Origin of the sequence: Bacillus sp. NH11B (assembly GCF_001884205.1) — a bacterium.
Taxonomy (GTDB): Bacteria; Bacillota; Bacilli; order Bacillales; family Bacillaceae_G; genus Bacillus_A; species Bacillus_A proteolyticus.
On the sequence record NZ_MAOG01000089.1, the window covers coordinates 17757 to 33026 of the forward strand.

Here is a 15270-nt window from a genome sequence, read left to right on the forward strand (position 1 = left end):
AACCGTTTACTATACATTTGTTTCCTGCATAGCAGCGAATTCATCCTCAGAAATAAGGACATCTCTCGGTTTCGTTCCTCTTCCTTCAGAAATAATCCCTTGCGATTCCATCTCTTCAATTAGACGTGCCGCGCGATTATAACCGATGCGGAATTTTCGCTGTACAGAAGATGTGGACGCTCCCCCTTGTTCTACAACAAATTGACATGCGTCAAAGAACAATTCGTCTTCCGACTCAGCTTGTTCTGTTTTCGCTAATAAATCCTCTTGCTTAAATAAGTAGTTCGGCTTCATTTGCTTTCTCACATGATCAACTGTTTTCTCAATCTCATCATCCGATACATATACACCTTGTACACGAACCGGTTTAGACGTACCGTTTCCTAAGAATAACATATCACCACGACCAAGTAATTTCTCCGCGCCCCCAATATCGATAATCGTACGCGAATCAACTTGAGATGATACTGTAAACGCAATACGCGTTGGAATGTTTGATTTAATTAAACCTGTAATAACGTCTACAGATGGTCTCTGCGTCGCAACTAATAAGTGAATACCACAAGCACGAGCTTTTTGTGCAATACGACAAATCGCTTCCTCAACATCACCAGGAGCAACCATCATTAAGTCCGCTAACTCGTCAATGACGATTACAATATAAGGTAACGTCTCACCTGGGATTTCTCTCCCACTTACAATCGTATTGTAACGAGTTAAATCACGAGCACCAGCATGCGCAAACAATTCATAACGACGTTCCATCTCTTCAACTGCCCACTTTAGCGCAGCTGTTGCTGCTTTTACATCAGTAATAACAGGTGCTACAAGATGTGGAACAGAATTGTATGGTGCAAGCTCAACCATCTTCGGATCGATTAACATTAACTTCACTTCATGCGGTTTCGCTTTATATAAAATGCTCGTTAAAATTGCGTTAATACACACACTTTTCCCAGAACCTGTTGCACCCGCAATAAGTCCGTGTGGCATTTTCCGAATATCAGTTACAATTGGATCGCCTGAAATATCAAGCCCGAGCGCAACTGTAAGCGGTGATTCGCTCTTTGTAAACACAGGACTTCTTAAAATTTCACGAAGAAATACTGGCTTACTTTCTTTATTTGGAACTTCGATTCCAATCGCACTCTTCCCTGGAATTGGTGCTTCAATACGAATATCTTTCGCAGCTAAGCTTAACTTAATATCATCACTTAAATTTGTAATTTTATTTACTTTCACACCTGGGTCTGGCTGTACTTCAAAACGAGTTACTGCTGGACCTTGCGATACGTTAATAACATGTGCACCAACATGAAAATTATTAAACGTTGTATCTAATAATTCTTTCTGTTCATCCAACCATTCCGTATTATCTAACGCTGCTTGCTGTGGAATTGACAACAATGTTAATGGCGGAATTGCATATGTCGGTGGTGTTTGCAATACATTTCGCATATCGTTCTCTCTTTGATTTACAACATATGCTTTCTCTTGTACTTCCGTACTTGAATTTGGCTTTTGTACTTGCTCTACCACTACCTGTTGCACTGGTTTTTCTCCCACTTGTGGTTCTACTACTACTTGCTGCATTAGTTGTTCTTCCACTCGTGATTCTACCACTACTTGCTGCACTGGACGTTCTTCCACTTGTGGTTCTACTACTACTTGCTGCACTGGACGTTCTTCCACTCGTGGTTCTACCACTACCTGCTGCACTGGTTTTTCTTCCACTTGTGGTTCTACTATCACTTGCTGCATTGGCTTTTCTTCCACTTGTGATTCTATTATCTCTTGCTGCATTGGCTTTTCTTCCACTTGTGATTCTATTATCTCTTGTTGCATCTGTTCTTCTACTTGGTGTACAGGCTTATTCTCTACTCGTTCACTCATAGAAGGTTGCATTGCATTCATTCTAGCCGCATGTCTTTCCCTTAATCGTGTCCTGTCTTGTTTTAACATAACAACATTAAATGGTACATGACGCTTTTTCTCACGTTTTGGCTCTTCTTTTTGTACAACTGGTTGTTCTTCCACAATCGGTGCTTCTTCTACAACTTGTTGTTCTTCCGCAATCGGTGCTTCTTCTACAACTTGTTGTTCTTCCACAATCGGTGCTTCTTCTACAACTTGTTGTTCTTCCACAACCGGTGCTTCTTCTACAACTTGTTGTTCTTCCACAATCGGTGCTTCCTCTACAACTCGTTGTTCTTCCGCAATCGGTGCTTCCTCTACAACTCGTTGTTCTTCCACAATCAGTGCTTCTTCTACAACTTGTTGTTCTTCCGCAATCGGTGCTTCTTCTACAACTTGTTGTTCTTCCACAACCGGCGCTTCTTCTACAACTTGTTGTTCTTCCGCAATCAGTGCTTCTTCTACAACTTGTTGTTCTTCTGCAATTAAAACATTCGCAAAGCTTTGAACATCTTTCTTCGTTTGTTCATCAGCATCAGCACCATGTATGAATTCATTCTTTTGTTCAATTGCTTCATTTAACAACATTTCTTGCTGCGTTTCCTCAAGTGCTACAGGTTCCGCTTCTTCTGGCGCTTCTGTTTCCGCAATTACTTCCACTTCTTCTAACTCTTCGGCTTCCGCAATTACTTCCACTTCTTCTGGCTCTTCGGCTTCCGCAATTACTTCCACTTCTTCTAACTCTTCGGCTTCTACAATTACTTCCACTTCTTCTAACTCTTCGGCTTCTGCAATTACTTCCACTTCTTCTAGCTCTTCGGCTTCCGCAATTACTTCCACTTCTTCTGGCTCTTCGGCTTCTGCAATTACTTCCGCTTCTTCTGGCTCTTCGGCTTCTGTAATTACTTCCGTTTCTTCTGGCTCTTCGGCTTCTACAATTACTTCCACTTCTTCTAACTCTTCGGCTTCTGCAATTACTTCCACTTCTTCTGGCTCTTCGGCTTCTGTAACTTCTTCAAATTCTTCTGGTATTTCCACAATAATTGTTTCTTCAAGTTTTTCTTCTGCTTTGACAATCACTGCTTCTTCTGGAATTTTCTTTTCTACTTCAATAGTAGCTTCTTCTATTTCTGTATTACGTTTAATTTCTTCTGATAAGATTGTACCCTCGTGCTCTACTTTAGAATCTACTAATTCTTCTTGTAGAATGCTTTCGTTTAACACCACTACATCTTTTTCTTGCTTTGCATCTCCCGTACGCTCAGCTACCGTTTTACGAAGTAATTCATCCACTGAAACTTCCTGCGGTGTATTTATTTCTTGAACTACTTCTTCCTCTTCTACTAAAGGCTCTTGGCGTTCAATTTCATAACCGTTTTTCTCTAACCATTGATCAACAACTGATTTTTCTTTCTTTTTACCTTGTTGACTAACTCCTTCATGACTAGGAGAAGAATTCGTTGCTTGCCCTTCTGAGAAATCAGATAATGTATATCCTTTTTTCTCTAACCATGCATCAACGACTGATTTGCCCTCTACAGATATTTCAAGATCTTCTCTTTCCTGTTCTTCCTCCTGCTTTTCTACCTTTTTCTCTACAGAAGGACGATTATATCCGTAAATTGGCGAAATCATTTCTGTTGGACGAAATGGTCTACGGTTATTTTCTTGCGACGGTACGGATGCTTTTTTTACGACAGGTTCTCGCTGCGGTTCATATTGCACTTCCGGCTCTTCATATGTAGAAACTACCTTCTCCACATATGGTCGCCTACTTCTTTCCACTTTTATTCCTCTTTGAGTCGGCTGATTTTCATATACTCCTCTTTGAACAGGTTGTTCTTCAAAGTGGGGTAATTCTTTTACATCATCCTCTTCAAATCCATCATCTGGTATTAATGGAAAACGGCATTTACCTGCGTTCCTACTTGCCATTTGTGCTTCTCTTGCTTCAGTGTAGTGGTTTACACGAGGAATTTTCGGCTGACTTTCAGTTTGCTTTGGTACTTCTTTATTCATCGCTGTTTGTTCTTCCTCTTTGTTAAACAGCTTTTTCATCCAATCTAACATGCTTACCACTCTTTCTACTAAATAGTAACATCCTTTATTGTATCAGCATTCGGCAAAAAGTGCAGGTAAAATTAAGCATGTCATATTTATCCATAATATTCTAATTTACGAGTGTTTTCATATAAAAAAACGCAACCTCTCATGTAAGACTGCGTTTAAGCTTTACTCTTTCGATATTCATCTACACTATCCGTTACACTTTGCAATAAAGAATTTACATACTGTGGGTCAGATAATTTTTTATCTTCTTCAGGGTTTGACATAAATCCAAGTTCTAATAGTACACCAGGAACTTTTGCCCAATTAAATCCAGAAAGATCGTCCCTGAATTTAATCCCATTTACTTTCACCTGATTGTTTTCTCTCATTTTATTTACAATCGTTTGAGAGATTTGAAGACTTTCCGCATAAATCTCTTTCGTAAACGGACTTCCTTCTGCCGGCGTCAATACAGCAAATCCACTTTGATTTGGATTTTCAGAACCATCTGCATGAAGGCGCAAAAATAAATTCGCTTTATGATCATTCGCGAATGTTGCTCGTTCCTTATTACTTATATCAACTTCATGCGACGTTCGCGTCATCAATACGTGCATTCCTTTTGCTTCAAGCTTTTCTTTTAATATAAAAGCCATTTCTAATACAAGGACAGCCTCTCTCTTGTTCGTCACAACACCTGTTGTACCATCTGTCACTTTATATTTCTGTGTTGTTGCTCCTGGTCCAATCGGCTCTAAATTTAAATTCGCCTTTTGTTGATGCCCTGGATCAATAACGACGAGAAACTTTTCTTGTTTTTCCTTACTCTCTACTTTTTGTTCATTATTTTGCATAAGTTGCTCTGTTGGTTGCACTGGCGTAGTTTCCTCTTTCTTTTCCTCGGTCGGCACTTCCTCCTGCTTATGTTCCACTTGCTCATTCGTTTGAATTGCCTGCGGTTCTTCTTGCTGCTTTTCTACCGGTGCGTCTTCCTTTTTATCATCATTTTTTTGTTGTACAGAAGATGTTGTTTCTTTTTTCGGCTCTTCTTGCGAACAACCTCCCATATATATTCCAATGAATGCAATCATGCTCATTATTTTTATATACCTCATGCTTCTCTCCCATCACTTTGCACCGGGCTCAAAGTTCTTCTTATAATTGTTTTATAACATCATCCATATTTCCAATATAAACAGGCTGCCACGTTTCTGTACCACGCTCTGCAGTATAAACCGGATAAACGTCATCATCCACATTCACATTCACGAAAACTGGATCGCCCATATCCGTTTCATATCCGATCGCAATCCATCCTTCTTGCCACTTCCCATTTCCTTCACTTATTAATGAATTTTTATGTTTATCATATCGGTAACCGACTTGCCCTTTTTCTAATTCACTTTCGCTAAACAAATAAATTTCATAGGAACCTAACTCGATATCTTGCTGTTTTGAAGTTTCAATTCGTTTCAGAAGTTCTGCAATTTTTGGTTGTTGTTTCATACGTCTATCCCCTTCTTTTTTCTAAATTTTACCTAATACATTTTCAAAATACAATATAGATTTTGAAGAGAAACGTTACAATTCTAAGAATTTCGCATAAAAAAATAGCCCCACATATTGTGAGACTACTTTTTCTTATATCAATTAAAATTTAAATTCTTGTCCAACTTCAAAGCTATCTTCTAATACAAGAATACCTTTTTCTTGTGGAGCGTCTGGAAGCTCTAATTCACGTGCAGAGCAGATCATTCCAGAAGAAGGAACACCGCGAAGTTCAGCTGGTTTAATTAACATACCGCTTGGCATTACAGCACCAATTTTTGCAACGACAACTTTTTGTCCTGCATCAACGTTTGGTGCACCACATACGATTTGTAATGTTTCTGTACCGATTTCTACTGTACAAATGTTTAATTTATCAGCATTTGGATGCTTCTCTTTTTCAGCTACATAGCCTACAACAAATTTCGGCGTGAAATCAGCTTCTACTTTTTCTTCAAAGCCATTCTTTGCTAAAATGTCGTTAATTTTTTCAACAAATTCTTTTGTTAATGTAACGTTTCCGTTATCTGTTACTTCTACATAAGAAGATGCATTAAAGATGTTGAATCCTGCTGTTACGTTGCTTTCACGATCGTATACGCGAGCAACATCTCCTTTGCGGTCAAATGTACGGTTTTCTAAAGTAATATCTTGTAAGGTAACAATTAAAGTGTCACCAATTCCTTCAAGGTTGTAAAAAACGTTCACTTCGTTCATCCTTTCTCTTTTCCATCTGTCTTCTTCCGATTCTTCGCTAAAATAAAGATTGGTTCGAAGTCCCCATCTTCATATACGAATGAAAGTGATGTAATCGGAACATGCCCTTCGGCAAAAAATTTCATTGTCATTTGTGCAATAATATCATAACCGATTTCGTTGACGATATCAGCAATAATTAATACATCTTGGTGAGGAACTGCCACAACCATGTCACCAGAGATCTTTTCACGCATCGATTGTAGTAACGATTCGTTTAAAATACGAGTCGCATCATACCCATCATTTGTGTTTAAAAAGTAGAATGTGTTACCTGCTACTGTTTCCTGCTTAAATTCATAACCTAATGAGCGAGCATTAAATAATGCCATTTCACGTACTTGTTGCTCTGTAAGCTCTAATTTTTGCAATAAGCGTTCATCAATTAATCGATACGTTTTATTAGAATCTAGCGCATAGTAAATACGTGTTTCCGCCGTGTGGTCCGTCATAATAAACGGATTTCCTTCTTCTGATTGTTTCGGGAAAGAAGTAGAGCGAATAACAGGTAAAATTTTCGCCGTGCTATTTTCTTCTTTATGCATTGCAATTAGCGCTTCTTGTACGTAATAAGCGACCTCTTCAATCGCTTTTTCTTTGTTCACTTCCCATTTTGCTACTACTCCTGGAAGTGATACGTTAATACCTTTTTTCGAGTCTGTTTGTTCAATACGAAGGACTTCTTTCTCGCTATCATAATGAAAATCCCATTCTGGTCGAGATAATTTCTTCATTAACTCGTCTTTCATCTTTTTACTTGTCATTTTCATCTCTTTTTCCTCCCTTCCAAAAAAATAACCTCCCCCGCGAAGGTAGAGGTTGTTTTTACAATTCAATTGGCTAATTGTTTTATTTTAAACCTTCAATAAACTCTTCGATTTGCTCTTGTGTTTTACGATTTTTGTTTACATAGCGTCCAGTTTCTTCACCTTTATTGTACGCTACAAAGCTCGGAATGCCAAATACGTCTAATTTCACGCATAGATCAATAAACTCATCACGATCTACATAGTAAAATGAGAAATCACTATACTTCTCTTCTACTTCTGGCATAAACGGATCAACGAAACGGCAATCTGGGCACCATTCTGCTGAGAACATGAAGACTACATTCTCTTCATTTTTTAATTCTTGGAATTGTTCCATGCTTTCTAATGATTTCATCTATATTTCCTCCTCTAACGAGTGCACTTTTTCACACTATAATCTTTTCTTTATACTACCATACATCGCGCATGGTGCAAGGTTTATGCTTGCTTTTCATCATACTTATATTGCCCAACAAGTAACTTAACAACGTGCACAAATAATTCAGTCCGATCGACATAATCATCTGTAAAAATACCGATAGCACCTTCGTGACTACGAATATCTTTTCGCTCTACAAACTCTTCCATCACTTCACTTAGCTCTTTTCCTTCTTCAAGAGGTGCTAAAAAATCGTCCGGTAACTTAATACGTGCCCCGCCAGCAACAAATGTTTTCCCATCACTTGTCGCTAGCGCGCCCCAGTTACACATAAATAAACCGTGCGCTGTTTTCATTACGCCGCCTTCTAGCCCAATACCGATTTGAGCTTCTCCTTCCTGCAGCGCTCGCTTCGCTCTATTTACCGCTCCTTGCATCGTCTCTTCATCTGAAAATGGTTGTGCCGATACTCCCGACGGAACAGAAAGAGACATAATCGTAACATCTTTCCAAACCTTCTCCACAGCCCCAACCTTCGTTTTATTCTTCGATCCAACTACTACCTTCATTTCTTTCACCTCTATAAAATTCATCATTTCGTCTTAATAAAACCACTCTTTATACGTGGTACGAGCATCTATTAAAAACTAACCGCTACCACTCATCACTGGGTCATCTATTCAACCTAAAAAAAGAAAGGCTCTTCAGCCCTTCCTCTTTATGCGTTATTCTTAATCGTCTCTAACGTCGTCTTATCCGTCGCTCTCACAAGCTTCGTAATTAGTTCCTTCGCAGCTGCATAATCATCAACATGTAAAATAGAAGCATGTGTATGAATATAGCGTGCACAAACACCAATTACTGCTGATGGGATACCAGAGTTACTTGTATGTACACGGCCTGCATCTGTACCACCTTGTGAAATAAAGTATTGGTACGGAATGTTATGTGTTTCAGCTGTATCTAAAATGAATTCGCGCATTCCTCTATGAGTTACCATTGTGCGGTCATAAATACGAAGAAGAGCACCTTTTCCTAATTGACCGAACTGCGTTTTATCACCAGACGCATCGTTTGCTGGACTTGCATCAAGCGCATAGAAAATGTCTGGCTGAATCATATTTGCAGCAGTTTGGGCTCCGCGAAGACCTACTTCTTCTTGTACAGTAGCACCAGAGTATAATGTGTTTGGTAATGTTTCATCTTTTAATTCTTTTAATAACTCGATTGCAAGGCCACATCCATAGCGGTTGTCCCAAGCTTTCGCCATAATTTTCTTTTCATTTGCCATCGGCGTGAATGGGCAGATTGGCACGATTTGTTGTCCAGGCTTTACACCAATCTCAATCGCATCTTCATAACTATCTGCACCTATATCAATTAACATATTTTTTATATCCATCGGTTTTGCACGTTGCGCATCACTTAATAAATGAGGAGGAATTGAACCAACAACCCCAATAATAGGACCATTCTTCGTCATAACTTGTACGCGCTGCGCTAATAACACTTGGCTCCACCAGCCACCTAACGTTTGAAAACGAAGCATCCCATTTTTCGTAATTTGGGTAACCATGAAACCTACTTCATCCATATGACCTGCTACAAGAACGCGTGGGCCAGTTTCGTCCCCTTTTTTCAGACCAAATACGCTACCTAAACCGTCTTGCACAATTTCATCAGCATATTTGCTTAATTCTTGCTTCATAAAACGGCGCACATCATGTTCAAAACCTGATGCACCTTGTAATTCTGTTAACGTACGAAATAATTGTAATGTCTCTTTATTCACGAAGTCCCCTTCTTTCAAACCTTAGTAGAATACCTCTTTTATTGTAACGAAATTTTCGAAATGTTTCTAGTTTCTTCTTTTTTAGTTGCATTTGGATTATAATTATTATCGGTACACTATTTTTATTTTACAGAATTGAGGTGAATATATGAGCTGGAAAGGTTTAGTAGCAGGTCTTGGCGTTGGGTTCGCAGCTGGTTATTTCGTTGCAAACAAAGTACAAGAACAATCCCATATTTCTTCAGAAAAAGCATTGAAAATGGTGAAACAAGCATTAAGTCATAAAGGTGAAATTACTGGCTCTTGGGTACATATGGTTCCAGAGACATTTGAAAAATATGATGTCGCATACGAAGTTTATCGCGGCGGTCTTACAACAATGTTGGATGATATACAAGAACGATTTGAATTTTTAGTTGATGCAAAAACAGGCACTGTTTTAGAGGTTATAGCTGCATAAAAAGAGGTTTCCCATTAGGTGAACCTCTTTTTTTTGAAGAATCGAGGATATTGCTTGAAATTATATCAGCGATTTTTCAAATATATCAGCGCAACTCAAATTATATCGGCGATTTTTCGAATATATCGACTTACCGACAAAAGCCGACAATAAAAAAGGAGGCTGCTCCAACCAATATTGTTGAACAACCTCCTCTTTTTAAGCTTCTATACTCGTTTTCCGCTCTATTTTTTCTACGATATGCCCTTCCTCATTCCACTTTATGGCACGGTAATATGCATCATGATAAAAAGTAAACCATGCTTCTTTCTCAGCACCATACTTCATCCACTTTTGTTTATGTTCAATCGATGTCATTGGATAGTCATCGTAAGCCATTACCCATAATACATTTTGATGTGCGTGCGTCGGCAACAGATCCGCTAAATGAAGCATCGTTTCCCCTTGACTTTCAAGGACGACAACGGCATGTCCATCACTATGACCACCCGTATGCGCCATTTTTATTTCATCCGTAATTTCTATTTCTTGCTGAAAGGTAACAACTTTATCTACAATCGGCTCCCAATTTTCCGTCCAGTATGTATTACGCGATCTAATATTTGGATTCCTCATTTCATTCCATTCCGTTTCACTTACGTAAACTTTCGCATTCGGAAACGTCGGCACAAGGTGATCTCCTTCCCGCCTTGTTAAACCAGATGCATGATCGAAATGAAGGTGCGTCATTAAGACGTAATGAATATCTTCAGGCTTTAGACCCAGTTTTTCTAACGATTCGTAAACCGATGATTCTTCTGTTACACCTTGATTTCGCTTCATTTTCTCATTCAACTTACCGTTTCCTATTCCAGAATCAATAAGCATGTTTCCTTCTTTCGTTTGCAAAAGTAACGGATCTGTTCGTAAATAAATATGGTTTGTATCATTATGTTGATATTTGCGTGACCAAAGTACTTTCGGCACAACTCCAAACATTGCACCTCCATCTAAATGTGTATTCCCACCTTTTAGCCATGTCACTTTTATATTTCCAATTTGTAGCTGTTCCATCTTTCATCCCCCTTTCCTTTTAATATTAACATAAGATTCTGATTTTTTTAGTTACAAAAAAACCTATGCATTACTGCATAGGTTCTGTGCGATATTTCGCTTCAACTCGGTAAATACGATGACCTTTACTAGAGAATTTCTCTTCGTATTCTGTCATAATGTTTCCTTCATAATCACTATTATGAAGATCTAGGCTAAGGTAAGTTAATAACATACCATACTCAGCCATACTCATAAGAGAGTATTCAAATAGGCCTTGGTTATCAGTTTTGAAGTGAATTTCTCCGCCCTCTACTAACACTTCCTCATAATTGCGTAAAAATGTTTTATACGTTAAACGACGTTTCGTGTGACGATTCTTCGGCCATGGATCTGAGAAGTTTAAATAAACGCGGTCAATTTCACCTTTTGCAAAGAAAACTTTTAAATCTTCAGCATCTTTATTAATTAACTTTAAGTTCGGTAATTCTTCTTCAATTAATTTATCAAGTGCATCTACAACAACACTTGTGAATTTTTCAATTCCAATATAATTAATATGTGGATTCGCTTTTGCCATATCATACATAAAGCGGCCACGTCCTGTACCTACTTCAATATGAATTGGTTGTTCATTTCCAAATACTTCTTTCCAGTTACCAGCGCGCTCTTCTGGGTTTCCGATTACGATATGTGAATATTCATTAATTCGATCCATTGCATAAGGTTTATGTCTTAAACGCATAGATGTCTCCCTCTCTTTACAAAACTATTTTAAAGGAAAAATTCCTTCTTTCTGTTTTAATCAATCTATCAAACAAAAAACCAAGCACGTACGAGCACTCGGTCCGTTTCTTTCAAGTATAAGATGTACCATTTTGATAAAAACTACATAAAGCATTAAACATTCCATGACGAAACAGCTTTTTCTCTTACATTTCCAGTGAGAGAAAAACACTCGAAAGGATGATCCGTTCATGCCAATTAATCAACAGCATCAATTAGAAGTGTTAAAAGATATTTTAGTCAACCATCAAAGTGATTGCTGCGGGACAGTTTCTGAATGCGAGCAATTAGAGCGCCTCATTCAATCGTTACTCGCAAACGATAGTATAAGTAGTGACGCTAAAGCAATGCTAAACGATGTATATTCTTATAGTCAATCGGGTAAATCTTCCTCTAATTTGGACAACCATATTTCCAATAATCAAGAACAACTTACTCAGTGGATTGCTGGAATGGACAATTTTTCTTAAGTATTATTCTGAAGCAAGTAGTTGCTGTAAATATTGATGCCAATATTTAGCTTCTGCTTGCTGCTTTTTTGTTGTGTGCCATTGAATAGACAAAATCGTTTGTGCTATAACATACCATCTCATACGCCTAAGCAATGATTCATCTAGTTCAACATCATAATATCCGAGCCACTCACTCCATTCATGACGCGGAACATACCAATATAATAACATACCAAGGTCTAAAGCTGGGTCAGCAATCACAGCTCCATCCCAATCAATTAAAAACAATTCATCTTCATCCGACAATATCCAATTGTTATGGTTTACATCACAATGGCATACAACGAATTCATCGTACTCAATATCTTTTAATGACTCTGTTAAATATTGAAGACCTTGCTGAATTGTTTCATCAACTCTTATATCTCCTCTTAAAACAAGTTGTAATTGTTGTAATAACTCTTGCGCATGAAGCGGCTGCTTTCCTAGCCTTTGAATCATCTGCACAAGCGCTTTAGAGGAGTGTATTTTCTTCAAAAGTTTCGCAACACGTTCTAGTTTCATATCCTCTGGCTCTAACTTCTGTCCCGGAAGCCATTTTTGAGCAGAAATTACATCACCGTTCGTTACCCTTCTTGTCCAAAGTAATTTTGGAACAATTCCTTCTGCTGACAATACCGCTAAAAAGGGCGATGTATTCCGCTTTAAAAATAACTTTTGTTGTCCGTTTTGCGCAATATATGCATCGCCCGTTACTCCACCAGCCGGTATAAGACTCCACTCTTTTCCTAATAATTGTTCCAACCATTCCATATTCATTACCCGTTAACAAATCCTTATCTTTTATAGTTATGAAAAGAAAAACCGCAACATTTCTACACATGTTGTGGATTCATATATTTTACTGTAGTTGAATGAAAAGAAAACTTGGCATAAGCCGAAAACAGGATAAATCCCCTGCTCTTCTAGTTTATTTTACAAAATCACTCATAGAATGACAACTTATCAAAATCGTCACCTTTGTCAATTCTACATTTATTATATTCTCACCGTCAAGTAGCGATTTGTCACATTATCGCCAATATATACGTGCTAGTTGGAGTCATTTGAAGTTCCTTTCCTCTAAATGAAGAAATTGGCTGTATTTTTGCTTGCTTTTCGTTTACTAATACATGCCACGTTTCTTCTTTCGGGAGCTGAACTATTTCATTTTGCAAACCGCTATTGAATAGCACAACAATCTCTTTCCACGGTCCGAAAGATTCTACATTTTGCAAATGGTATGCAAGTGCTTCCTTTGATGTTTGCAAAAAAGTCATATGCTTTTTTATAAGATCAGCGCTTTTTAATCGGAATGCCCCATGCTTCTTCCGAATCGCGATTAAACCTTTTATATAATTAACTGTCTCCATCTCTGTTTCTTTTTGATCCCAATCTAATCGATTGATTTCATCATTTGCATTATAACTATTTTCGTTTCCTAGCTTCGTACGATAAAACTCTTGCCCTGCATGTAAGAAAGGAATCCCTTGCGAAAGAATAACTATTGCAGTTGCTAATCGATGACGTCTTTTCAAAACTTCTTCTGATTCTGGATTACTTTGCACTAGTTTATCCCACATCGTCATATTGTCATGACATTCTACATAGTTAATGCTTTGCGATGGCTCTAGGAACAATCCTGTTTCTTTCATACTTAAAAGGCTACCAGCTACTATATACTGCAAATGATTACAGTCTACATGCCCACCGAATGCAAAGCCACGTTTATTTATATTAAAAGTACTTCCTTTTATTCCATCACGAAATTGATCATTAAACTGTGCGATACATGGCATTTTATTCGCGTTATTTAACGTGGCTTTCTCTTCAAGAGGAAGGGGTGTTTGTAAATCCCATCCTTCACCTAATAACAACGCATCATGCTTTATTTTTCGCACTTCTTTTTCTAACACATTCATCGTTTCAACATCTAAAATTCCCATTAAATCAAATCGGAATCCATCAACATTGTATTCAGTAAGCCAATATAGAACAGATTCTACAATAAATTTCCTCATCATTTTCCGTTCAGATGCTATATCATTTCCAACTCCCGTCCCATTAGAAGGCATACCATCTTCACCATGACGAAAATAATATCCCGGGACAAGCTTTTCAAATGACGATAACTCTCTTTCATACACATGATTATATACAACATCTATAATCACCCTCATGCCGTACGCATGAAATGTTTCAATCAGTTGTTTACACTCTACAATCCTGTTATACGGGTCCGAAGGGTTTGTAGCATAAAATCCCGTTGGTGCATTGTAATATAGTGGATTGTAACCCCAATTGTATGCGAAGGAAGGGTTCGCCTCATTTACACCACCGAAACAATGTAAAGGCAATAGTTCAACATGTGTAACACCTAAATCTTTTATGTGAGATAATCCCGTTAACGTCCCATTTTGTCCCGTTGTCCCCTCTTCCATCAACCCTTTATATGTTCCTTTTTGATTCACTCCACTGCCCTGATGAATAGTCGCATCACGAACATGCAGTTCATACAATATGGCATCTGTCATTGACTGTAATGGTGGTAATTCCTCTCGTTTTGTTACATGCGTCTTTTCCAAATCGATCACAACGCCGTATTTCCCATTTGCAGTCACCGACTTTGCGTAAGGATCTACCGCTTCATTCCATATTAAATTAATACAAACAAGAAATGTATATTGCGCTCCATCTAAATCACCTTGTAATGTATGAGTCCAAACTCCATTTTCTCCTCTGTACATTTCATGATCGGTATATTCTTTATCACTTTTATAAATTCTTACTTTCGCAAGCCTTGCAGTTGGAGCCCATACTTTAAATGTTGTTACTTCTTTTTGATGTACAGCACCTAAATCTGTACCTTCGTAATAATACTTTTCATCAAAAATTGCGGTTCGAATCACAGCGCCTATTTGTAAATCCGTTTCTTCGTTCCGTTCATCTCGTACTGTATAATATTTCCCCACATCTAGCGGCTCTTCTATAAAGCACTCATACTTCGTTGCATCCGGAAGCGCAATCGTCTGAGCAATCGGTAAATCTTTTACATTGGTTCCTTCTTGCAAACGAAATGTCCGACTTGTTCCGTACGCATGTGGGAGCAAAATTGTAATTTTATTCATTTCATCTAAATAGGCATCAAATGGACGTTTTACTTTCAACATAAAAAAATCACCATCATTCTCAAAATTAAAATAAAGTAAATCTTTAATTAGCCCCCACTAACCGGACAGTTGCGGGATAAAATG

General features: G+C 38.1%; 14 protein-coding genes. 2 read left to right on the top strand and 12 right to left on the bottom strand.

What is annotated here, in order from left to right; all coding sequences use genetic code 11:
• Nucleotides 1-9: 9 nt before the first annotated feature.
• The 8 genes from BAU27_RS13095 to BAU27_RS13130 all read right to left on the bottom strand — a co-directional run bounded on the left by BAU27_RS13095 (nt 10) and on the right by BAU27_RS13130 (nt 9247).
• A complete protein-coding gene (locus tag BAU27_RS13095) occupies nt 10-3984 on the bottom strand; it encodes a DNA translocase FtsK (RefSeq protein ID WP_071771072.1) in 3975 nt (1324 codons plus the stop codon).
• A 155-nt stretch (nt 3985-4139) separates the two neighbouring features.
• Complete coding sequence (locus tag BAU27_RS13100; RefSeq protein ID WP_071771073.1) at nt 4140-5078, bottom strand: N-acetylmuramoyl-L-alanine amidase; 939 nt, start codon at nt 5076-5078, stop codon at nt 4140-4142.
• A gap of 40 nt (nt 5079-5118) precedes the next feature.
• Nucleotides 5119-5469 (bottom strand): thiamine transporter, encoded by a 351-nt coding sequence (locus tag BAU27_RS13105; protein WP_071748362.1) that lies wholly within the window; start codon nt 5467-5469, stop codon nt 5119-5121.
• A 144-nt stretch (nt 5470-5613) separates the two neighbouring features.
• Nucleotides 5614-6228 (bottom strand): YtpR family tRNA-binding protein, encoded by a 615-nt coding sequence (ytpR, locus tag BAU27_RS13110; protein WP_001006779.1) that lies wholly within the window; start codon nt 6226-6228, stop codon nt 5614-5616.
• The gene (locus tag BAU27_RS13115; RefSeq protein ID WP_071748363.1) at nt 6225-7037 is read right to left on the bottom strand and encodes a DUF1444 domain-containing protein; all 813 of its coding nucleotides are present in this window, start codon (nt 7035-7037) and stop codon (nt 6225-6227) included. The genes ytpR and BAU27_RS13115 overlap by 4 nt, the downstream gene beginning before the upstream one ends.
• A 79-nt stretch (nt 7038-7116) precedes the next feature.
• Nucleotides 7117-7431 (bottom strand): thioredoxin family protein, encoded by a 315-nt coding sequence (locus tag BAU27_RS13120; protein ID WP_070806984.1) that lies wholly within the window; start codon nt 7429-7431, stop codon nt 7117-7119.
• 83 nt (nt 7432-7514) lie between these two features.
• Nucleotides 7515-8024 carry a DUF84 family protein gene (locus BAU27_RS13125; protein WP_071748364.1) on the bottom strand — a complete coding sequence of 170 codons (510 nt, stop codon included), beginning with the start codon at nt 8022-8024 and terminating at the stop codon, nt 7515-7517.
• A gap of 149 nt (nt 8025-8173) precedes the next feature.
• A complete protein-coding gene (locus tag BAU27_RS13130) occupies nt 8174-9247 on the bottom strand; it encodes a M42 family metallopeptidase (RefSeq protein WP_071748390.1) in 1074 nt (357 codons plus the stop codon).
• Between the two features lie 148 nt (nt 9248-9395).
• On the opposite strand from BAU27_RS13130, the gene BAU27_RS13135 reads away from it, so the two are divergent.
• On the top strand, nt 9396-9707 hold the full coding sequence (locus tag BAU27_RS13135; RefSeq protein WP_000118537.1) for a PepSY domain-containing protein: 312 nt from the start codon (nt 9396-9398) through the stop codon (nt 9705-9707).
• Between the two features lie 198 nt (nt 9708-9905).
• Here the strand turns inward: BAU27_RS13135 and BAU27_RS13140 are convergent, their stop codons facing one another.
• Both BAU27_RS13140 and trmB read right to left on the bottom strand, forming a co-directional pair.
• A complete protein-coding gene (locus BAU27_RS13140; RefSeq protein WP_071771074.1) occupies nt 9906-10760 on the bottom strand; it encodes a YtnP family quorum-quenching lactonase in 855 nt (284 codons plus the stop codon).
• A 70-nt stretch (nt 10761-10830) separates the two neighbouring features.
• Nucleotides 10831-11484: a tRNA (guanosine(46)-N7)-methyltransferase TrmB gene (trmB, locus tag BAU27_RS13145; protein WP_071748366.1), complete on the bottom strand. Its 654-nt coding sequence runs from the start codon at nt 11482-11484 to the stop codon at nt 10831-10833.
• 232 nt (nt 11485-11716) lie between these two features.
• On the opposite strand from trmB, the gene BAU27_RS13150 reads away from it, so the two are divergent.
• Nucleotides 11717-11995 carry a YtzH-like family protein gene (locus tag BAU27_RS13150; protein WP_001122236.1) on the top strand — a complete coding sequence of 93 codons (279 nt, stop codon included), beginning with the start codon at nt 11717-11719 and terminating at the stop codon, nt 11993-11995.
• Nucleotides 11996-11998: 3 nt separating this feature from the next.
• Here the strand turns inward: BAU27_RS13150 and BAU27_RS13155 are convergent, their stop codons facing one another.
• Nucleotides 11999-12796 (bottom strand): phosphotransferase family protein, encoded by a 798-nt coding sequence (locus tag BAU27_RS13155; RefSeq protein WP_002077574.1) that lies wholly within the window; start codon nt 12794-12796, stop codon nt 11999-12001.
• Between the two features lie 248 nt (nt 12797-13044).
• A complete protein-coding gene (pulA, locus tag BAU27_RS13160; protein WP_071771075.1) occupies nt 13045-15186 on the bottom strand; it encodes a type I pullulanase in 2142 nt (713 codons plus the stop codon).
• Nucleotides 15187-15270 lie beyond the last annotated feature (84 nt).